The 21603-nt window shown below is 72.6% G+C and carries 15 protein-coding genes and 1 pseudogene; 11 read left to right on the top strand and 5 right to left on the bottom strand.

Features of this window, described 5'->3' with window-relative positions; all coding sequences use genetic code 11:
- Nucleotides 1-15 precede the first annotated feature (15 nt).
- From PJ985_RS04255 to PJ985_RS04270, 4 genes are all read left to right on the top strand, one after another.
- Entirely contained in the window at nt 16-585 is a 570-nt protein-coding gene (locus PJ985_RS04255; protein WP_271682166.1) for an RNA polymerase sigma factor, read from the top strand.
- Complete coding sequence (locus PJ985_RS04260; RefSeq protein WP_271682167.1) at nt 582-890, top strand: anti-sigma factor family protein; 309 nt, start codon at nt 582-584, stop codon at nt 888-890. Before PJ985_RS04255 ends, PJ985_RS04260 begins: the two co-directional genes overlap by 4 nt.
- A 139-nt stretch (nt 891-1029) precedes the next feature.
- The gene (locus tag PJ985_RS04265) at nt 1030-1746 is read left to right on the top strand and encodes an adenosylcobinamide amidohydrolase (protein WP_271682168.1); all 717 of its coding nucleotides are present in this window, start codon (nt 1030-1032) and stop codon (nt 1744-1746) included.
- Between the two features lie 40 nt (nt 1747-1786).
- Nucleotides 1787-2572, top strand: coding sequence for an alpha/beta hydrolase family protein (locus tag PJ985_RS04270; protein ID WP_271682169.1), 786 nt, complete (start codon nt 1787-1789; stop codon nt 2570-2572).
- A gap of 68 nt (nt 2573-2640) precedes the next feature.
- Here the strand turns inward: PJ985_RS04270 and PJ985_RS04275 are convergent.
- Nucleotides 2641-2872 (bottom strand): annotated as a pseudogene (locus tag PJ985_RS04275) (TetR/AcrR family transcriptional regulator); the annotation flags it as partial.
- Between the two features lie 802 nt (nt 2873-3674).
- Complete coding sequence (locus PJ985_RS04280; RefSeq protein WP_271682170.1) at nt 3675-4331, bottom strand: class I SAM-dependent methyltransferase; 657 nt, start codon at nt 4329-4331, stop codon at nt 3675-3677.
- 312 nt (nt 4332-4643) lie between these two features.
- Here PJ985_RS04280 and PJ985_RS04285 point away from each other — a divergent pair, with 312 nt between their 5' ends.
- Entirely contained in the window at nt 4644-6356 is a 1713-nt protein-coding gene (locus PJ985_RS04285) for an ABC transporter ATP-binding protein (RefSeq protein ID WP_443033418.1), read from the top strand.
- A 150-nt stretch (nt 6357-6506) separates the two neighbouring features.
- On the opposite strand, the gene pdxR is transcribed toward PJ985_RS04285, so the two are convergent.
- Nucleotides 6507-7994, bottom strand: coding sequence for a MocR-like pyridoxine biosynthesis transcription factor PdxR (pdxR, locus tag PJ985_RS04290; RefSeq protein ID WP_443033402.1), 1488 nt, complete (start codon nt 7992-7994; stop codon nt 6507-6509).
- Between the two features lie 47 nt (nt 7995-8041).
- On the opposite strand from pdxR, the gene PJ985_RS04295 reads away from it, so the two are divergent.
- From PJ985_RS04295 to PJ985_RS04320, 6 genes are all read left to right on the top strand, one after another.
- Nucleotides 8042-8491, top strand: coding sequence for a carboxymuconolactone decarboxylase family protein (locus tag PJ985_RS04295; protein ID WP_271682171.1), 450 nt, complete (start codon nt 8042-8044; stop codon nt 8489-8491).
- 62 nt (nt 8492-8553) lie between these two features.
- On the top strand, nt 8554-10212 hold the full coding sequence (locus PJ985_RS04300; protein WP_271682172.1) for an N-acyl-D-amino-acid deacylase family protein: 1659 nt from the start codon (nt 8554-8556) through the stop codon (nt 10210-10212).
- Between the two features lie 275 nt (nt 10213-10487).
- Nucleotides 10488-11132 carry a redoxin domain-containing protein gene (locus PJ985_RS04305; RefSeq protein ID WP_271682173.1) on the top strand — a complete coding sequence of 215 codons (645 nt, stop codon included), beginning with the start codon at nt 10488-10490 and terminating at the stop codon, nt 11130-11132.
- Nucleotides 11133-11145: 13 nt separating this feature from the next.
- Nucleotides 11146-12084 carry a cytochrome c biogenesis CcdA family protein gene (locus PJ985_RS04310; protein WP_271682174.1) on the top strand — a complete coding sequence of 313 codons (939 nt, stop codon included), beginning with the start codon at nt 11146-11148 and terminating at the stop codon, nt 12082-12084.
- Between the two features lie 198 nt (nt 12085-12282).
- Nucleotides 12283-13263 (top strand): oxidoreductase, encoded by a 981-nt coding sequence (locus PJ985_RS04315; RefSeq protein WP_271682175.1) that lies wholly within the window; start codon nt 12283-12285, stop codon nt 13261-13263.
- A gap of 135 nt (nt 13264-13398) precedes the next feature.
- Nucleotides 13399-14502: a hypothetical protein gene (locus PJ985_RS04320; RefSeq protein WP_271682176.1), complete on the top strand. Its 1104-nt coding sequence runs from the start codon at nt 13399-13401 to the stop codon at nt 14500-14502.
- A 68-nt stretch (nt 14503-14570) separates the two neighbouring features.
- Here the strand turns inward: PJ985_RS04320 and PJ985_RS04325 are convergent, their stop codons facing one another.
- The gene (locus tag PJ985_RS04325; RefSeq protein ID WP_271682177.1) at nt 14571-19373 is read right to left on the bottom strand and encodes a DNA repair ATPase; all 4803 of its coding nucleotides are present in this window, start codon (nt 19371-19373) and stop codon (nt 14571-14573) included.
- Nucleotides 19374-19509: 136 nt separating this feature from the next.
- Nucleotides 19510-21540: a flotillin family protein gene (locus PJ985_RS04330; RefSeq protein WP_271682178.1), complete on the bottom strand. Its 2031-nt coding sequence runs from the start codon at nt 21538-21540 to the stop codon at nt 19510-19512.
- Between the last annotated feature and the right edge of the window lie 63 nt (nt 21541-21603).

Consider the following 21603-nt stretch of genomic DNA (forward strand, 5'->3'; position numbering starts at 1 on the left):
AGGGGGTGACCGGCGGTGGAGCAGCAGGAGGCCGGAGCGGGCACGGAAGCCCGGCGGCAAGCCGCGTTCGCGCGCTGGGTGCTGCCCGAGACCGAAGTCCTGCTGCGAGTGGCGATGACGCTGACGGCCCAGCCCGCCGATGCCGAGGACCTGGTGCAGGAGACCCTGCTGCGCGCGTACCGGGCCGTGGACCGCTTCGACGGACGGCACCCGCGGGCCTGGCTGCTCACCATCATGCGCAGGGCCGAGATCAACCGGCACCGCCGTCGCCGACCGCACCTGCTGGACGACCCCGACCGCGACCTTGAGCGGCTCGCCGCCCCCGACCCCGGCGGCTCCCCCGAGTCGCTGGTGATCGGCGACGCCCTGGACGAGAGCGTGGACGCCGCCCTGGCGGCGCTGCCGGACAAACACCAGCAGGTGGTACGGCTGGTGGACGTGAACGGTCTGAGCTGCGCGGAGGCCGCCGAAGTCCTCGGCATCCCGCAGGGCACGGTGCTGAGCCGGCTCCACCGGGCACGCAGAAAGATCAAGGCCCGGCTGGCAGCGGCCGGGCTCGCGCCGAGGCGGGGTGACCAGCGATGACGTGGCCCTGGCGCCGGCGCGCGGCGGAGGAGCGCCGTATCCACTGCCTGCGCGTGCATGTGCTGCTTCAGCGGTATCTGGACGGCGAGCTCGACGACCCGAGGACCGTCCGCCGGATCGCGGTGCATCTGGAGGAGTGCCACAAGTGCGGTCTGGAAGCCGCCGCCTACCGGCAGGTCAAGGACGCCCTCAACCGCCGCGCGGCACCGTCGGCCGACGCGCTTGACCGGCTGCGTGCCTTCGGGGAGTCGCTGGCCCGCGGCGAGGAGCCGCCCCGCCCGGGCGGGGACACCCGGGCGGGCTGACCGAACCCGCCGACGGATGCACCCGCCGGTCGTGCGCGGCCGGTTGCCCGGACTCCCGCGCCGGCGTGGCAGCAGCCCCCGCATGTTGCGGTGCACCGGCCCCACGCGGCCGTCCCCACCGGCCGGGTTAAGGTGCGGCATGTCTCCGGTGACCTCCGGCCTTTCCGCACTGCATGACCTGCCGCCGCGCTCGCGCGAGGAGCAGGGCGGCACCTGGCCCCTGCTGCTGTGGGTGCCCGGAACCCCCCGGCGGATGTGCAGCAGTGCCCTGCTGGGCGGCGGCATCGGCACCCGTCAGTGGGTGCTCAACGCGCAGGTGCCGCCGGGTTACCGACGGCTCGATCCGGCGGTGCACCTGGCCCGGCTGGCCGCGGACAACGGAGCACCCGGACGCGGCGTGGGCCTGATGACAGCCGCGTCCGTCCGGGACAGCTGCTGGGCCGCGGACTCCGGGGTGGAGGCCCTGGTGACCGCCGGAATCGGCGTACGTGGCTGGGCCGCCGCACCGGACCGGGGGGAGGCCGGCCCGGCTCCCGCGGGCACCATCAACATCCTGGTGTCCGTCCCGGTTCCGCTCGCGGACGCGGCGCTGGTCAACGCCGTCGCCACCGCGACCGAGGCCAAGGTCCAGGCGCTCCGTGACGCGGGCATCGATGCCTCCGGCACCCCCACCGACGCCGTGTGCGTCGCCGCGCTCCCACCGGAGACCGGTCTGCGGGTGGAACCGTTCGCCGGGCCGCGATCGGTGTGGGGAGCACGCATCGCCCGCGCCGTCCACCAGGCCACCCGCCGCGCCTGCCTGCACGCCCTCGAGGCCGAAGCCGAGGTACACGGCAGCGGACATCTTCTACGGTGAGACACCGGGCACCACCCCTTCGGAGAGAGACGGAGCCACCATGGCGGCGAAGAGCCGGAAGCTGACCTTCCCCGGAGCGTACGGCGATCACCTCGCCGCCCGGCTGGAGCTGCCCGACGACGGGGAACCCCTGGCGTACGCGCTGTTCGCCCACTGCTTCACCTGCGGCAAGGACGTGGTCGCCGCCACCCGGATCGCCCGCGGGCTGGCCGCACGCGGCTACGGCGTGCTCCGCTTCGACTTCACCGGCCTCGGGGAATCCGGCGGGGACTTCGCCCACACCCACTTCAGTTCCAACGTCGACGATCTGGTCCTGGCCGCCGACCACCTGCGCAGCGAGTACGCCGCTCCCACGCTGCTCGTCGGGCACTCCCTGGGCGGTGCGGCCGTGCTGGCCGCCGCACACCGGGTCCCGGAGACCCGGGCCGTCGTCACCCTGGCCGCACCGGCCGACCCGTCGAACGTCGAACGGCACCTGACGGCCGCGGCCCTGGAGGAGATCCGCAGTACCGGCGAGGCGGAAGTCCAGCTGGCCGGGCGCCCGTTCCGCATCCGCCGGGAGTTCCTGGACGACATCGCCGACCAGCCGCAGCACGCCCACATCGAGGAGCTCGGCATCCCGCTCCTCGTCATGCACTCTCCCCAGGACGAGGTGGTGGACATCGACCAGTCCCGCCGGATCTTCGTGACGGCCCGGCACCCCAAGTCCTTCGTCTCCCTGGACGGCTCCGACCACCTGCTCACCGACCGGGCGGACGCCGACTGGGTCGCCGAACTGCTCGCCGCCTGGGCCTCCCGCTACCTGGCCCACCCCGCGTCAACGTGACCCGGCCTTGCGGGACGGGCGTGGAGGTAGCGCCCAACTGACTGCTGGGTGGACTCCTCCGTCCAGACAATCCGCCGGTTGTCGAGTTTGAAGCACAGGACGGCATCGAGCAGGGCGGGTAGGCGATCCCGCGGTGGGGCCGCGGGCCCAAGCGGCGGTGGGCCGAACTCGACGGGCCTGCCTGATCGGTTCGAGTCCTGCCTCGTACAGCGCGCGGAGCAGCCCGGCGCGATCACCGAAGGCCCGTAAGAGCGTGCCTTTGCCCACGTCGGCCGCTGCAGCGATGTCGGCCATGGTGACGCGCGAGGCAGCAGCTGATGTTCCGGGACGACCGGCAGTTCTGGTTCGAGACCGCTGTCATGTGTGCGACGGGGAAACGCTCCCGTTCCCGTGCGGCCCCACCTCTGGGGTTCACCTTTCGGTGACGACAGGTTTCCGCCGCTCCCGGATTGGAAGCCTCAGTTGGTTACCCCAGGTAGCCACATGGGTACTCAGTGATGATCAATCGCTGAACGGCGGAGCACAACCGGAACGAGGCACCATCCATGACATCCCTCACCACTCGCCCCGCGACGCGGCAACAGGCGGCGTTCGAAGTCGGACCCGCGGCAAGCGCCGCCGGGGAGGGCCGGCCCGCACGCGCGCGAGCCGGGATCGTCCACCCGTCGCTGCGGACCGCTCCCCCGGCCCGCCCGGGCGGCCCGGTTCCGGCCGGCAGACCGGCGTCCGACGTCCGGGGAGCCACGCGGTGAGCGCGCAGCCGAAGGAACAGCAGCCGTGGCCCCCCGAGCGCTTGCGCGAACTGGTCACCAAGCTGCGGAAGTTCCGAGAACGCAGCGCCACCCATCGGCGGCTCAAAGGGGGAGAACCACTGTGAATCCCCACGCCGGAGAGCAGCCGCGCGGAATGTGCGAGCCCGACGTGCGCTGAGGTACGGCGTCCGCCCGGGAAGCCCGGCTTCCCGGGCGGACGCCGCCGGCCGGCCCGGTGACGGCCTTCAACTGCTCGCCGCACACCCGCCCACCGCCCCGCACCGGCGCGGCGCCACCGCACCAACCGGCCCTGGATCTTGTCCGGTGCCCCTGATCCGGCGCGGCGCACCTCACGGCGCGGCGGGCGGCTTTCGGGCCAGGACGTAGCCCTGCGGGACCTTCTCGCCGGCGCCGGGCTGCCGCAGAATCTCGGCCCACACGTCGAACCCGGCGTCGCGCAGCAACTCGGCGACCTCGCCGGGCCGCTGCCGGTACCAGTCGAGGCAGACGGGTTTTCCGAACGCCTCGGTGCGGTGCCCCCGTTCGTCGCCGACCTGGAAGACGAGCATCAGCTGCCCTCCGGGCGCGAGCACCCGGAGAAACTCGGTGAACAGCTCGGGCCGCCGCTCCCACGGGACATGGATGATCGAGTAGGTGGCGAGCAACCCGCCGAGCACGCCGTCCGCCAGGTCCAGGGCCAGCATGGACCCCACCTCGAACCGCAGGTCCGGGTAGCGGCTTCGGGCCAGGCCGGTCATGCCGGGCGACAGGTCGATGCCGAAGGCGCCCAGCCCGAGACGGCACAGTTCGGCCGTCATCCACCCGGGCCCGCAGCCCACGTCCGCGACCGGGCCGTTCCCGCCCGCCTTCACCAGGTCGGCGAACGCGCCGTACAGCGCGCGGTCCAGGGGCTTGCTGTCCAGGTCGAGGGGCAGCCGGTCGGCGTAACCCGCGGCCGCCAGTACATCGTAGGAGTCCCGGGTCGCGGCGAGGAAGGCGTCATCCATGACCGCTCAGCGCAGGCCCGGAAACGGACAGTCCACGCGGGCGGAGCCGTTCGGGCGCTTGCCGGGCCGGGGCACCGTCCGCCCGCCGGGGGGCGGCCGGTGAACCCGGGTGACGGGCGCGGCGTCCTGGGGGAGAGTGGGACCGCAACCCGGCGGTACAGGAAGGCGGAACGCTCCGTGGTCACCGAAACAGGCACGTCCCCGATACCGCGCACGGCGCAGGACCAGGAGGACGAGCCACCGCAGGACGGTGGCCCCGGCGACGCGGCCCCGGCGACCCCGGCGACCCCGGAGGAGCCTGCGGCGTGGCGGGTGCTGCTCGGGTACGCGCGGCCGTACCGGTGGGTGCTGCTGCTCGGCGCCGTGCTGTCGCTGCTCACCGGCGCCGCCGGACTCGCCCTGCCGCTGGTGGCCCGGCAGCTGATCGAGAACCTGTCCGCGGACCGGGCGATCACCGGGGCCCTGATCCTGATGTCCGTGCTGGTCGTGACGAACGCCGTCCTCGGCGCGCTGGGTTCGTACGTGCTGCAGCGCACCGCGGAGTCCGTGGTGCTGTCCGTGCGGCGGGCGCTCGCCTCCTACCTGCTGCGGTTGCGGATCACCGCGCTGGACCGCAGCGAGCCCGGTGACCTGATGGCCCGCATCACCTCGGACACCACGCTGCTGCGGGCGGTGACCACCGATTCCCTGGTCGGGTTCGGCACCGGCGGTCTGACGCTGCTGGCCACGCTGCTCATGATGGGCATCGTCGACCTGCCGCTGCTGGGCGTCACCCTCGGCGTCATCGTTCTCGCCGCCACGGTCGTCGGGGTGATCGTGCCGCGCATCAACAAGGCCAGCAAGCAGGCCCAGGAGTCCGTCGGACTGATGGGTGCCGCGCTGGAACGGGTGCTGGGCGCACTGCGGACGGTCAAGGCCTCGGGGGCGGAGCACCGGGAGGAACAGGCCGTGCACGCCGCGGCGCACGAGTCGTGGCGGCAGAGCGTCCGGGCCGCCCTGTGGTCGGCGCTGGCCGGCAACACGGCCGGGCTTTCCATGCAGGTCGCCTTCATCACCGTGCTCGGCTTCGGCGGAGCACGGGTCGCGACCGGGGCGATCGACATCGGCACCCTGGTGGCGTTCCTGCTGTACGTGTTCTACCTGATGGCGCCCATCCAGCAGGTGGTGGCCGCCATCACCCAGTACCAGGTGGGGGCCGCCGCCGTCGCGCGCATCCAGGAGGCGGAGCGGCTGCCGGCCGAGCCGGCGTTCCCGGCCGCGCCGCTGCCCGGGCCGGGCGCCGAGCCTGCCTCGGTGACCTTCGAGGACGTGCGCTTCAGGTATGCCGAGGACCTGGAACCGGTGCACCACGGTGTCACCTTCACCGTTCCGCCGCGCGGGATGACGGCGTTCGTCGGTCCGTCGGGAGCGGGCAAGACCACCGTCTTCTCCCTCATCGAGCGGTTCTACGACCCCACCGGAGGCCGGGTGCTGGTGGACGGGACGGATGTGCAGGACTGGGAGATACCGCGGCTGCGGGCCGCCATCGGCTACGTGGAGCAGGACGCGCCGGTGCTCTCCGGGTCGCTGCGCGACAACCTGCTGCTCGGTGCCCCGGACGCCGGTGAGGACCGGCTGCGGGAGATTCTGGAGACGACCCGGCTGACCGGGCTGGTGGCTCAGCTTCCGCTGGGTCTCGACACCCTCGTCGGGCACCGGGGCACCAAGCTTTCCGGCGGGGAGCGCCAACGGGTGGCGATCGCACGCGCCCTGCTGCGCCGGCCCCGGCTGCTCCTGCTGGACGAGGCCACCTCGCAGCTCGACGCGGTCAACGAGGCGGCGCTGCGGGACACGGTCGCCGAGGCGGCCCGCCACACCACCGTCCTGGTCGTGGCACACCGGCTGTCCACGGTCACGATGGCCGACCGGATCGTGGTGATGGACGCGGGCACCGTCAAGGCCGTCGGCACGCACGGCGAACTGGTCGCCTCCGACTCGCTGTACGCGGAGCTGGCCGCGACGCAGTTCCTCTCCAGCGTGGAGTGACGTCGGGTTCGTGGCCGGGTGAGGGGCGCGTGGGCATTCCCGGAATCCCGGCCACCGGCCCGGGAGTGCGACGGCGACGTGCCGGGCCCCCGGACCGTTTCCCCAGCGGGTGGCGGGCGAGTCGAGGGGCAGGCCCGCACATGGCCGGCCTCACCGGTCCGGCCGGGCGTCGCCCGGCCGGTGGCCCAGCCCTTCGCGGAGGGCCTGGCACAGCGCGGACACGGCGGCCGGGAAGCCGTGGTCGGGCGGCGTGCCGTAGCCGACGACGAGGCCGTCCCGGGGTGCTGCCCCCGGGCTGTCCGGGGTGCGGTAGGCACCCAGCCCTCTCACGGCCACATCGTGCCGCGCCGCTGCGGCCAGCATCCGGTCCTCCGTGCCGTCCGGCAGGTCCAGCACCGCGTGCAGCCCGGCTGCTATGCCGGAGACCCGCACCTCGGGAACCCACTGTTCCAGGGCGGCCCGCAGCTGGTCCCGACGTGACTGATAGCGCCGCCGCATCCGCCGCACGTGCCGGTCGTACGCCCCGCAGCCCATGAAGTCCGCGAGGGTGAGCTGTTCCAGAATGCTGGTGCGCAGTTCCCGCTCCCCCTTGGCTGCCAGCACCCGGGGCACCAGATGCCGCGGCAGCACCATCCATCCCAGGCGCAACGCAGGGCTCAGGCTTTTGCTCACCGTGCCCAGGTACACCGCACGCTCCGGGTCCAGGCTCTGGAGTGCGCCGACCGGCTGCCGGTCGTAACGGAACTCGCCGTCGTAGTCATCCTCGAGCACCAGCCCGTCCACCGATCGGGCCCAGTCGATCACCGCCGCCCGGCGAGCCGGCTCCAGCGGTCCACCGGTGGGGAACTGGTGGGCCGGTGTCAGCAGCACCGTCCGGGCACCGGAGGCGGTGAGTGGCCCGGTGACCGCGCCTGCCTGGTCCACCGGCAGCACCACCGTGTGCAGCCCGGCCGAGGACAGCAGGGTCCGGTGGTGGCCGAGGCCGTACTCCTCGACCGCCACCGGGCCCTGGGCCAGGCCGGACAGCAGCCGCAGGCCGTGGGCGAACCCGGCGCAGACCACCACGCGGTCGGGGGTGGTGCGCACGCCGCGGGCCCGGGCCAGGTAGCCGGCCAGCGTCTCCCGCAGTTCCGTGCGGCCCTGCGGATCACCGGGGCCGAACGCCTCGCTGGGTGCGGCCGTCAACGCGCGGCGGGCGGAGCGCAGCCACTCGGACCGGGGAAAGGAGGACGCGTTGGCGGTCCCCGGGACGAGGTTGTGGCGGGGCGCGGCACGACGCTGCGGAGCCGCGGCCGGACCCTGCGGTACGCGGGGAGCAGCGAACGCTTTCCCGATGCCGGCGCGTCGGGCCACGCGGGTACCGGAGCCCTGCCGCGTCACCAGCCAGCCCTCGGCGGTGAGTTCGGCGTAGGCGCCGGACACGGTATTGCGGGCCACGCCGAGGTCGGCGGCCAGCGAGCGGGACGACGGCAGCCGGGTGCCGGAAGCCAGCCGGCCGTCGGTGACGGCCTCGCGCAAGGCGCGCATCAGCCTCTCGCGCTTGCCACCCTCGTGCCGGGCGGACGTCAGGTCGAGGCGCAGGTCCAGGTGGAGGTCGAAGTCCGGCCGCCCGCGCGGAATGGCTCCATCAGCAGACACGGAACTGGACCATACAACCGGTCAGTTGGGCTCGTACGGTCGGAACCATGACAGCGACTCAGCGAATGAACATGTGGAAGCACGTCCCCGACGTCCACCAGGCGATGCTCGGCCTGCACGAGGCCGCCAAGCAGGGCGTGGACCCGGTCCTCACCGAGCTGGTCCTCACGCGTGCCTCGCAGATCAACCGATGCGCCTTCTGCATCGACATGCACGTGAAGGACGCGCGGAAGGCCGGTGAGACCGAGGAGCGGATCTACTTCCTCAACGCCTTCGACGAGGTCGAGGATGTCTACACGGAGAAGGAGCGTGCCGCCCTCGCCCTGACCGAGGCCATCACCGTACTCACCGACGGCTTCGTGCCGGACGACGTCTACCAGCGGGCCGCGAAGCAGTTCGAGGAGCCCGAACTGGCCCGGCTCATCGCGCTGATCACCACCATCAACGCGTGGAACCGGATGAGCGTCGCTACCCGCACGCCCCCTGCCGGTCGCTGAGCCGGGCGGATCCGTCCGCGACACCGTTCCCTTCCCGCGTGGGGTGATGCCAGGGTGAGGCGATGACCCCACCTGTGATTCTGCGCGGCGGCACGGTACTCGACGGCACAGGGCGGGCGGGCCGGGCTGCGGACGTGGCGGTGGCCGGCGGCCGGATCGCCGCCGTCGGCGGCGCGGCGGAGGCCCGCGCGGCGGCGGGCCGGGGGGCGCGGGTGCTGGAGGTGGCCGGGGCGGTGGTGTGCCCCGGCTTCATCGACCTGCACTCGCACGCCGACTTCACCGTCATGGGCAGCCCGCAGGCGCTCACCCAGACCGCGCAGGGCGTCACCACGCTGGTGACGGGAAACTGCGGGTTCTCACCGTTCCCCCTGAACCCCCGTTTCCGCGACGACCTGGTGGCGCACTGCGGCTTCCTCGACGACGGCCTCAGCTGGGAGTGGTGCACGGCAGGCGACTACGCCGAAACGGTGGACCGCCTGCCACTGGGGGTCAACCTCGCCCTCCAGGTGGGACACGGCTCACTGCGCATCGCCGCGATGGGCCCGGAAGACCGGTCGCCGAGCGCCGCCGAGCGGGAGCGGATGGCCGGGCTGCTGCGGGAGGCGGCGGCGGACGGCGTGGTGGGGATGTCCAGCGGGCTGATCTACGCGCCCGGCATGTATGCCGGCATCGAGGAGCTCGTCGCGCTGGCCACCGAGGCGGCGCGGGCGGGGCTGCTCCACTCCACGCACCTGCGCAGTGAGAGTTCCCGGCTCGCGGAAGCCGTCGAGGAGGCGCTGTCGGTGGCGAGGCGGTCCGGCGTGCGGCTGCAGATTTCCCACCTGAAGGCGGCGGGGGTGAGCAACTGGGGTGCGGTGGCCGGGGCACTGCGGCAGATCGAGGCAGCCCGTGCCCACGGGGTCGACGTGGCCGCCGACCAGTACCCGTACAGCGCTTCCAGCACCACGCTCACCAGCGCCCTGCCGGGCTGGGCGATGGACGGCGGGGTGCAGGCGCTGCTCGCCCGGCTGGACGATGCGGAGCAGTCGGCGCGGCTCGCCGCCGAGCTGGCGGCCCGGGAGGGGGCGGACTTCCGGCCGGACCGCATCGTGCTCGCCGCCACCCCACCGGGCCCGTTCCGCACCGCGATCGGCCGGACGGTCGCCGAGGTCGCCGCCACGCTGGGCTGCGGGGCGGGGCAGGCGGTGACCGAGCTGCTGCGGGCGCAGCGCGGCCAGGTGGGCACGGTCAACCACTCGATGTCGGAGGACGACGTGCGTCTGGTGATGCGGCACCCGGCGGTGGCGGTGGCCAGCGACGGCTGGGTGCTGCGCTGCCCCGGCGAGGGCAGGCCGCATCCGCGGAGCTTCGGCACGTTCGCCCGGGTGCTGGGCCATTACGTGCGTTCCGAGCGGGTGTTGGAGCTGCCCGAGGCGGTGCGCCGCATGACCTCTCTGCCGGCCTCCCGGCTCGGCTGGAACGACCGTGGCCTCGTGCGGGAGGGAGCGGTCGCCGATCTCGTGGTGCTCGACCCGGACCGGGTACGGGACCGGTCGACGTTCGAGGAACCCTGGCACCTGGCCACCGGCGTACTGCACACCCTGATCGCCGGCCGCCCCGTGCGGGAGCACGGTGAGCCGACCGGCGAGCCCGCGGGCCGGGTGCTGCGGCGCCCCCGCTCGCGGGAAACGAACCTCATGCGGAAATGTTCCGCCAGTGACCCGAAAGATTGTCTCCGGTGAGCGCAGCGGATTCTTTCGACACTCCGAATGAATTTCCGCATCGCGGATGAGAAGAGCCGCCGCCGCTCTTCTCATTCGTCCCGCCGCGGGCTGCCGGCCGGTGGCGTGGGCGGCCCGGCAACTCGTTCCACAGCGGTTCGTCGGCCGACGAACCGCGCTGCCGGGGCCGGGCTGCGGGTGCGGCCGGGAAGTGGAGGGCCGTGGAGGGAAGGATCGAGGCCGGCCGGCGGGTTCCCGTGCCACGGAACGCACGCCACTCCAGGAGAAATCGGGGCATGCCCATGCGCAGTCTTCCTCTTCGCGCGGCCGCTGCGGCGGCCATCGCCGTCGCACTCGTCGCCCTCACCGCCTGCGGGGGTGCCGGCGACGACGGGGCCTCGGACGCTGCGGCCCCGTCCGGCGACGCCACCGGCCCGGACGACCCGGACGACGGCGGCGCGGACGACGGCTCCCCGGACGGCGACGGGGCGGACGGCGACGGCGCGGATCCGGACATCCCCGCAGCGCTGAACTTCCGCACGAGCACGGTGGACGGCGGGTCGTTCGAGGGCGCCTCGCTGGCCGGGGAGAGTGCGGTGCTGTGGTTCTGGGCGTACAACTGCCCGGTGTGCCAGGCGGAGGCCCCGGGCATCAAGGCCGCGCACGAGCAGTGGGGCGAGGAGGTGACGTTCGTCGGTGTCCCGGGCAACGGCAGCCCGGAGCAGGACGGCGACTTCGTCAACGACTACGGCCTCGACGGCTTCACCCACGCCCGCGACGAGGACGGTGCGCTGTGGACCTCGTTCGGCGTGCCCGCACAGCCGGCCTTCGCGTTCGTCGACCCGGACGGGAACGTGGACATCGAGCTCGGCACGATGAACGAGGGCGACCTCGACGAGCGCCTCGCCGAACTCGCCGGCGCCGCAGCGTCCGGCCGGTGAGCGGCGGCCGACGGTGAACGAACTTCCCCTCGCGCTGGCCGTGACGGCCGGCATGCTGGCGGCTGTCAACCCGTGCGGCTTCGCCCTGCTGCCCGCCTACCTGGCACTGTTCGTCAGCGGTGGGCCGGACAGCGGGGGTCCGGACAGCGGACCGGCCGGGCGGCAGGCCGGCGGCCGGCTCGGCCCGCTGCGGCGGGCGGCGGTGGCCACCGGCGCGATGACCACCGGGTTCGTGGTCGTCTTCGGCACCTTCGGGCTGCTCGTCTCCCCGCTGGCACTGACGGTGGACAGCTGGCTGCCGCGCATCACCATGGTGGTCGGCCTGATCCTGGTCGGCACCGGCGGCTGGCTGCTGGCCGGGCGGGAGTTGCGGGTGCCGTTGCCCAAGGCGGGCCCGAGCGGCCGCAATCCGGCGGGCTCGGCCCGCGGCATGGCGCTCTTCGGCATCTCCTACGCCGTGGCCTCGCTGTCCTGCACCGTCGGTCCGTTCCTGGCCCTCACCGGCACGGCGTTCCGCGGCGGCAGCGTACCGGGCGTCCTCACCGTGTTCCTGGCCTACGCCGGGGGGATGGGCGCGGTGGTGGGAGTGCTGACCCTGGCCGTGGCGCTGTCCCGGCAGGCCCTGGTCGCCCGCATCCGCCGTGCCCTGCCGTACGTCACCCGGGCCTCGGGAGCGCTGTTGCTGCTCGCCGGGTTCTACGTCACGTACTACGGCTGGTGGGAGCTGTACGGTGGCGCCGGCGACCCGGTGGTCTCCCGCGCCACCGCGTTCCAGGGTGACGTGACCCGGTGGCTGAACGATCTGGGAGCCGGCCCGGTGGTGCTGGCTCTGGCGGTACTGGCCCTGGCGGCAGCGGGTGGCCGGGCGGCGGCAGTCGTCACCGCCCGGCGGCGCCGCCCGGCGGCCGGCCGCGGCGGGCCGGACCGGGCCGAAGGGTCCGGCGGGATCTGACCGGATGTCAGCGTCCGGGCGGCGACGCGGGTTCCGGCCGGGAGACGCCTCCGTGCGTGCGCGGCGCCCGGCTACGATCGGGCCGTGGACCCGGTCGGCAGGAGAAGCATCACCGGCACCCACGGGCACCACGGCACCCGGCCCCGGGCTCGGCCCGTCACTCCACAGCGAACCGGTCGCCCGAAAGGAGAAGACCCCATGCCCTTCCGCTCGGCGCCTCCGGTGACATGGACGGAGAAGGCCATGTCCGATCAGTCGGGACGGCTTGTCGTCGTGACGGGGGCCAACGGTGGCATCGGTTACGCCACCGCCCGCGAGCTCGCCCGCCGGGGCGCGCACGTGGTCATGGCCTGCCGCAACGCGGAACGCGGCCGGGCCGCACTGGGCCGGCTCAGGGCGGAGGTGCCGGACAGCCGGGCCGAGTTGCGTCCGCTCGACCTCTCCGTGCCGCAGTCCGTCCGGGAGTTCGCGGATGCCTGGGACCACGACCGGCTCGACGTGCTGATCAACAACGCAGGTGTCGTCATGGTCCCCGAGTCCACGACGGTGGCCGGCCACGAGTCGCACTTCGGCACCAACCACCTGGGCACGTTCATGCTCACCGGGCTGCTGCTTCCCCACCTGCTCGCCTCCGGTGACCCGCGGGTGGTCACGGTGTCCAGCGAGACCCACATCACCACCCGGTTTCCACTGGACAGGATCATCAACGGGGAGAACCGGGGCAGGTACTCGGCCACGGCCGCCTACGGGATCTCCAAGAAGGCCAACGTGTACTTCGCCATGCATCTGCACCGCCTGGCGGTCACGGCGGGCGTGAGCCTGCGCAGCATGATCGCCATTCCGGGGATGACCGACACGCACGGGATGGCCCGCCAGAACCGCGAGCGCCGGAACCGGCTGTGGGAAGCCGTCGTGCCCGGGGTCATCAGCATGCTGGCCAAGCCGGTGATCCAGGGAGCATGGCCCACGCTGTACGCCGCGACCGTTCCCGGTCTGCCCGGCGGGAGTTACATCGCCCCCCGTGGGCCGCTGCAGCAGCGCGGCGGTCCGGCTCCCCGGAACGGCTTCCGGGCCGTCCGCGACACCCGAACAGCCGCACGGCTCTGGGAGTACTCCGAGAAACTCACCGGGGTCTCCTACGAGTTCCCGCCCCCCGTCCCACCGGGCACCAGCGCCTGACGCGCGGCGGCGCGTCAGGTCCCCCGGCAGCGCGTGTCAGCCGTTGGGAACACGCGTGCCACAAGTCAGTAGCGATCGGGGACCGATCCGGCGCGGAAACAGACCGGCGGGCCGCGGGATTCTAGAGTCTGCTGCATGAGCCCAGCAGACCAGCAGCCCGGGGACGCGGATTCCCCGCACCCCCAGGGACAGCCGCCGAACCCGTACCAGAGCCCCGGGTACCAACAGCCAAATCCCTATCAGCAGCCCGGCTACCAGCAGCCCGCGCCGCCGCCGGGCATGCCGCCCACGCCGCCGCCGGGAGTACCGGCCGCCCCTCCGCCCGGCATGCCGCCCGCGGGGTACCCGCAGCAGGGGTACCCGCCGAACCCGTACGAGCAGCCGACGGTCCAGTGGGACAAGGCGTCCGCGGTGCCGCCCGGCGGAGGGGGCGGCAAGCAGGGGAAGACCGCTCTCGCGGTCGTCGCCGCACTCGCCGTCGTCGCCGCACTCGGCGTCGGTGGGTACTTCGTCTTCACCGGCGGCCAGGACGACGACACCCCTCCGATCGCGGCCGAACCCACCGGCGACGAGGACGAGGACGAGGAAGAGCCGGAGGAGGAAGAGGAAGAGGAGGAGCCGGACGTCCCCGACGACCCGCGGCAGGGCGTCCGTTCCATCCCCGACCCGGTGATCGCCGACGACTGGCAGGTCGTGGTGAGCAGCAAGCGGTACCTCGCCTTCGACGTTCCGCCGGACTGGGAGGTCAGCACCGAAGGGATGATGATCTATTGGGAGGACACCATCGAGGGCGACGGCAGCCCGGTGATGAGCCTCTCCGCCCCGGCGACGTTCCAGGACAACTGGTGCGGCCACAGTTCTCGTCTCGTCACCGGCACCCGGGGCGCGCAAGGGGGGTCCGGGACCGACGAGGCCGCGGAGGGATCCGCCGGCAGCCTGGTGTGGGCCGCCTATGACCAGGCGAAGGAAGGCGAGCTGGACTACACCGAGGCGGAGCCGTTCTCGAGCGACCACGGCATCGAGGGGCACGTCTCCTACGGGGTGGCCAAGAACGTACCGCTCGACGAGGACGACGAGTGCGACGTCGGCGAGGGCAAGTCGATCTCCGTGTCCTACCTCGACGCCAACGCCGATCTCGCGGTCTGGGGTCTGGTGATGGACACCGGCTTCGAGGAGCAGCCGGACGACGAGACGCTGGAGCTGGTCATGTCCAGCCTCCGGCCGTACAACCACGACTGACTCCGCCAGGTGTGGAGGTCAGCGGCCCGTACCGGCCCGGGGCCGCGCCCCGGGCCGGGGTCAGCCGGTCACCTGCCCGCGGTGAAGGTGCGCGTGATCTCCGCCCAGCGCGCGGCCTGTTCGGGGCTCATCCGGCCGCGCAGTTCGGCGAGCTTCAGCAGGTTGGCCTCCGCGCCCCGGGTGAGCGTCTGCGCCTCGGCCAGGTAGTGGTCGTCGATCAGCGCTTCGGTCTCCTCGTCCGTCATCACCGGCACGATGCGTTCGGCGAGCCGGCAGGTGTTGCGGTAGGACCCCTGCAGCAGGAAGGGCGGTTCGGTGCGGTGTGCGTCGTCCGTGGTGGCCGAGGCGATGTAGGCGGCGTTGACCTTCAGGGTGGTGCGCTGGACGTGCAGCAGCTGGCGGAGCACGGACAGGATCTGCTCCAGGTCGGCGGCGCTGTACGGGTGCTGGAGCCGGTCCGGGGAGGCGGACTCGTCGCCCCGGGCCAGCCGGACCAGCAGGTCGGTGTCGGCGCGTTCGCGGGCGGCCAGCGGCGCCAGGACGGGGTTGGAGGTCAGCGCGTTCTCGATGTGGCTGAGCGCGAACAGCTCCTCGCGGCCGGACAGCACGTCTCCGAGGTTCCACACGTCGGCCCGGTTGGCGAGCATGTCCGGCACCCGGAAGCGGGTGCCGCCGCCGGTGAACGGGTTGCCGGCCATGCACACCGCGAACCGCTTGCCGCGCAGGTCGTACGTGGCGGGTTCGCCGTCGGCGACCCGGACCCCGTCGATCCGGCGCTGGGCGTCGCACAGCGGGATGAAGCGCTGCAGCAGCTCCGGTGAGGTGTGCTGGATGTCGTCCAGGTAGAGGAAGACGTTGTTGCCCATCTCCAGGCCGAAGTTGATTTTTTCGACCTCGCGGCGCGCCGCGGCGTCGGGTGCCGCGGCCGGGTCGAGCGAGGTGGTGCCGTAGCCCAGGGCCGGGCCGTCCACCTTGACGAAGACCAGCCCGAGCCGGGCGGCGACGTACTCCATCAGGGTGGTCTTGCCGTAGCCGGGCGGGGAAAGCAGGAGCAGCAGACCCTGACTGTCGGTGCGCCGTTCGCTGCCCGCGGCGCCCAGCTGCTTGGCGAGGTTGTCGCCGATCAGCGGGAGATACACCTCGTCGAGCAGACGGTTGCGGACGAACGCCGACATGACCTCGGCCCGGTAGGAGCTCAGTCTCAGCCGTTCGCGCTCCGCCTCCAGGAGGGCGTTGCGGAGCCGGACGTACCGGCGGTGAGCGGGCACCCGGGTGGTGCGGAATTCGGTGGTGCGGGCCAGGAACTCGTCGATGCGCACGGTGAGCTGCCCGCCGTCCAGGCGGGGGTGCGCGCCCAGCAGCCCACCGGTGCGGGAGACGAGCGGGGCGTCGGTGTCGCGGCGGCGCAGGGTGTCGCCGCACAGCTCTACCGCGGCGGCCTCCGGCAGGTCGGTGGTTTCCCGGCCGGTGGACTCCGCGAACGCGCCGAGCCAGGCGGTGACCAGCTGGTGCCGGGCAGCCAGGTCGCTGCCGAGGGCCTGCACATCCTGCGCGAACTCCTTGGCCCCGCCGCTCCCCAGGGCGCTCCGGAAGTCGTCGAGAAGCGACCGCGCAGCCGCGCTGGTCACGAACCCCTCGTTCTCGGAGGCCAGTTCCTCGAAGAGGTAGGCACCCACGTCGCCCTGGACGGACGGCCGGGGCAGTCCCGCGGTCTCCAGGAAGGTACCGGCCGCGTCCGCCAGCTCGGCGGACAGCTCGGTGACGGCGGCGCTGCCGCCGAACGCCGTCCTGGCCCGCGCGAGCGAGCGGGCTCGGGTGGTCCACGCCTCCCGGTCGGGCCCGGCCGTGCCGAAGGCCCAGAACAGCTGGGCGGCGCACCGCACGTCCGGGGTGAACCCCAGCAGGCCGGCGCCGCTGCGCAGCCGGAGCACTGCGGCGAGGATGCGGGCGGCGTCGTGGTCGTGCACTCCGCGGTCGTAGCCCTCGTCGTAGGCCGCTTCGGCGGCCCGGCGTACCAGCGGCAGCAGGTCGTCCTCGCGGGCCGCCGCGAGGAGCTGCTCGCTCTGGCCAGCCTCGTCGGCCTGCGCCAGCAGGCTCGCTGCCAGGTGTTCGGCGCGGTAGACCTCCGGGGACTCGGAGACCAGCGGGTGATCCCAGAACATGCGGGTCTCGTCGAAGGCGGGGTCGGTGACGGGCGCCCGGTAGTCGGTGCCGGTGACCGCGAAGGCCAGCGCGCCGTCCTGGGGCACCAGGGTCAGGTCGATCGGCTGGGTGTTGACGCCGAACCGGTGGCGGCCCAGCCGCACGGTACCGTCCGCGCCGTACAGGTCGGCCCGGTCGCGCAGGGCCCGGCCTGCCTCCTGCCGGGCGGCCTTGAGCCGGCCCTCGAGCTCCTCGGCTCGTACGGTCTCGCCGAGATCGCGCAGTTCGGCGGTGGCGGCGCTGACCCGGGCGACCAGCGGGTCGGTGGCGAAGTAGGCGTTGACCTCGTCGAGGGTCCCCAGTCCACCGGCCCGGCGGGACACGGTGGAGAGCACACGGCGGGCGGAGTCGGCCAGCCGCTCGGCGTGCCGGGCCCGTTCGTCCAGCTGCGCCTGCTTGCGGGCGGAGAAGGTCTCGTAGATCTCCTCGCGCTGCTCGGCCAGCTGGGTGAGGAAGTCGTCGAAGGTCCCGAAGCGGGACTCCAGGTTCTCCAGTTGCAGCAGCAGCCTGCCGAGCTGCTCGTCGCACTCCTCGGGGGTGCGGGAGGCGGCGAGTGCCCCGGAGACAGCCTGCCCGAGCAGGGCGTACTCGGCGGAGAACTCGGCGCGGCCCTCGGTCTCCAGCAGCTCGCGGCGTCGGCCGTCCAGGACTGCCCGGGCCCGGTTGACGGCGCCCATGACCTCACCGATGCGCTCCAGCAGCCCGGTACGGACGGTGGCGTCGGCGATGTCCAGGCCACCGATGACGTCGGTGACGATCCGCAGGCTGTCGGCCTGTTCGCCGATCTCGGCGGCCAGGGGATCCGCGAGGGCGACCCGCTCCACGCCGGCGGCGCGTTCGGTCAGTTCCTCCACGGCGGCCCGGCTGTCGTCGAAGGCGTCCTCGCGGGAGAGGAAGGCCACGGCCCGGCGGCCGGTGCCGGCCAGGGTCTCCGCGAGTTCCTCGCCGATCCGGTCCAGGGCTCCCAGGTCGACGTGCCGCATCTCGCGCAGCGACTGGGCGCGGCCCTGGGCCCGGCGGAGTTCGGTGAGCAGGGCGACCCACTGGGCGGCGCCCTTCGGGGCCTCGCCGCGGGCCCGGCGCACCAGGGTGGTGACCTCGGCGGCGGTGTTCCCGACCGCCTCGGCCGCCTGCCGGCGCAGCTCCAGCACCCGCTGGTACTCGTCGATGACCTGTTCGGCGGTGGCACGCAGCGTTTCCACGGGCTCGCCGAGGGACTCCAGGCCGTCCAGGCCCAGCCAGTGGTACTGGTCGGCGAAGCGCGAGCAGGCGGCCACCACTGCCTCGAACACGGCGGTGCCGGGCTCGAGTTCATCGGCCATCCGGGCCACGGTCAGCGCGTCGGAGATGCCGCGAACCAGCTCGGCGTTGCCGATGCGGGCCAGCGGGCCGTCACCCTGGGGCTCGCTCGCGGCGTGGGCGTCGGAGACGAAGGGGGTGCGCCACACCTGTATCGGGTGGACCCGGGTGGGCTCGGGTGAGTCCTCCCGGAAGACGGCCATCGTCCCGTCCTCGAACAGCGAGAAGCCGTGGCTGACGATCGGGTTGGCGACCTCTTTGCGGATGAGGTTGTAGGGCAGCAGCAGGGTGCGGCCCTCGGCGCGGGCGTGGAAGGCGTAGAGCACGTCCTCGCCGTTGGGCGAGCGGATCGCCGCCTTGTACTCGAGGTCGCGGGTGTCGGTGTCGAAGGTCTTCGCCGCGGACCCGGCGGGTGCGGCGGCCAGGTAGTAGCCGCCGGGGAAGATGATGCCCTGGTCCTCGGGGAGACTGCGGCAGGCCTGGCCGATGCCGTCGAGCCGCACGACTTCCCGGGTGCGGGTGTTGAACACCAGGTGCCGGTGGTCGCGCTCGTTGTACGGCAGGATCCGGAGCAGGATCAGCGGGCCGACCCGGGCCCAGGAGATGTCGGCGTCGGCCAGCGACTGCAGCGGCTCCTCGACGGGCTCGCGGTAGATGCCCTCGCCGGACTCGGTGTTGTCCTCGACCTTGAGGGTGAGGGAGCCGCCGACGGTGTCGACGAACAATTCGCCGCCGATGGTGACGTGCGGGTGCACCCCGGCGGTGTGGTCCTCCCGGCCGGTGGCGGTCCACTCGAAGTCGTGCGAGGCGGGGAAGACGTGGTCCCGTTCGCCCTTGGCGTCCACGTAGGCGGGGATGCCGTCGGGCCCGACGCGCCAGCGCAGCACGCGGATGTCGCTGATCCGTTCGCCGGTCCGGAAGACGGCCAGCAGCAGGGATCCGACACGGCGCAGCTGGAGCAGCTGGGCCTGGCTGTAGTAGCGGTAGAGGCTGGCGAAGTCCCGCTGGAACGCGGGGTCGTCGAGCAGTCCGGGGACGGCGTCCACCGGCGCCTCGGTGAAGTGCTGGCCCTCGGCACCGCCCCGGTAGTGGAAGAGGCCGAAGACGTCGTGGATCTCCGTGGTCTGCTTGAGGCCGAAGTGCACGTTGTAGCCGAACAGCAGCAGGCCGCCGACCTGGACGATGTCCCGGGGCACGCAGTTGTGCTCGGTGCGGATCCGGTCGGTGGCGGTGAGCTCGAGCTCCCGGCCGCCGAAGGTCTCGATGCGCCGGGTGTTGAGGGTCGCGGCACGTTCGGCGAGCCGGCCCGCCGCGGCCTTCATCCGGTCCCTGAGCACCTCGTAGGTGCCCGCGTCCATCTCGGTGCTCATGGGTCTCCTGCGTGCTGCGGCGCCTCGTCCGCGGACGCCGGAGTCGTCCGCGGACGGGCGGATGGGGATGTGCGGGGTGGTGCGGGCCGTCCCCGTCCCCGGCCGCGGCGGGCCGGAGGCGAGGACGGCACCGGCGCTACTGGGAGTGGTTGAGCTGCCGGGGCAGGGCCAGCTGGGACAGCTTGGTGTCGGCCAGCCCTTGGGCCGTGACGGTGTCCAGCAGGCTCCGCAGCGGGTCTGCCTGCTCGCCGCCGCCGGCGATCAGCTTGCCGAGCAGCCCGGCGAGGGTGAGGTCCCGCAGGCCGTCGGCGCCCAGGCCGGCGACCATGGCGCCGAGATCACCGGTGAAGGTGGAGTTCTCCTTGTCGAGCCAGGGGCCTGCCAGGGCCTGCACGCTGTCGGAGCTGTCCACCAGGCCGTCGATGCTCTTGCCGGCGGAGATGGAGTTGATGAGGCGGTCGAAGAACACCGACTCGCCGCCCACGATGTCGATCTTGGCGTTCTCCAGGCCGGTGGCGACGATGGTGGCCTGTGCCTCGGCGATCTGCCGGTGCACGTCGATCCGCGCGATGCGGACCTCCTTCTCGGCGTCCAGCCGCAGCCGGAACTCCTCGTGGTCCCGGCCCGCGGCGTCGAGCGCGGTCATGGCCTCGGCCTTCTCCTTGAGGCCGTCGGCCTCGGCCTGCATCTTCTCGCGCAGCCCCTCGGCCTCGGCGAGCCGCTTCTTCCGCTCCACGTCCGCCTCGGCGGTGCCGATCCGGGAGATCGCCTCGGCGCTGCGCTCCTGCACCTGGGCCTGGGCCAGTCCCTCGGCGGCGGCGTCCGCCTGCTTGCCCTCGGCCAGCCGCATCGCGGCCTGGGCGTCGAGCTCGGCCGACTTGCGCCGTGCCTCCGCCATGGTGAGTTCTTCCTTGGCGCGGTGTCCGGCGGCCTGCTCGGCGGCCTCCGCCGCCTTGATGTCCTTGACCAGCCGCTCCTGTGCCTCGGCCTCGGCGCGGATGATCAGTGCCGAGCGCTCGCGCTCGGCCTCCTCGACGGTGCGCAGCTTCTTGATCTCCTCCTCCTGCTGCGCGACGGTCTTCTCCACGGCTATCCGCTCGCGGATGACGTCGGCGATGTCGCGCCGCTCGCCCTCCAGCTCCTTGTCCTTGGAGATGCGCTGCAGTTCGGTCTCCCGCTCGCGCGCGATGACCTCGAGCATCCGGTCCTTCTCGATGCGCTCGTTCTCCACAGCGATGATCCGCTCGCGGTTGAGCTTGGCGACGGCGATCTCCCGCTCACGGTTCTCGCTCTGGACGGCGAGCTGCTCGTCGGTCCGGATGTGCGCGGCGTGCGAGCGCAGCCGCTCCTCGGCCTGGATGCGGGAGGTCTCGGCCTCCTCGCGGGCCCGGACGGTGTCGATCTCGCGCTGCTGCTTGATCTCGGCGTCGGCCTGGCGGCGCTCCAGCTCCAGGACGGCTTCCCGGGCGTCGACGTTCTGCCGGGTTATTTCCTTCTCTTCGTTGCGCTTGAACTCGTTGGTGTGGATGTTCTGCTGGGCGGTCAGCTCGGTGATCTTCCGGATGCCCTGGGCGTCGAGGATGTTGTCCTTGTCCAGCTGGTGCAGCGGGGTCTGCTCCAGGTAGTCGATCGCCACGTCCTCCAGGCGGTAGCCGTTGAGGTCACGGCCGATGACGTGAATGATCTGGTCGCGGAACTCCTCGCGCTGGGTGTAGAGGCCTTCGAACTCGAGCTGCTTGCCGACGGTCTTCAGCGCCTCGGAGAACTTCGCGTTGAACAGCTCCTGCAGGGTCGCCTGGTCGCTGGCCCGCTGGGTGCCGATCGCCTGAGCGACCCGGATGACGTCCTCGGCGGTCTTGTTGACCCGGACGAAGAAGGAGATCCGGATGTCGGCGCGGATGTTGTCCGCGCAGATGAGGCCGTCCTTCCCGGTCCGGCTGATCTCCATCGCACGGACCGAGATGTCCATGATCTCGGCCTTGTGCAGGACCGGGAGGACCACCATGCCGGTGAAGGTCACATCGACCTTGCGCATCTTGGAGACGATGAGCGCCTTGCCCTGCTCCACCTTCCGGAACAGCCTGGTGAGGGTGAGCATCATGACAATGATGATGAGCAGGACAGCGCCGGCGGTGATGCCGATACCCGTCCAGAGGGTGGAATCCATCCTTCGTCCTTAGGTCAGTTCGAAACGTCCAGAGCGGCGGATGTCCGGGCCGCAACGCGGTGC

The organism is Streptomyces sp. ACA25 (genome assembly GCF_028200735.1).
Taxonomy (GTDB): Bacteria; Actinomycetota; Actinomycetes; order Streptomycetales; family Streptomycetaceae; genus Streptomyces.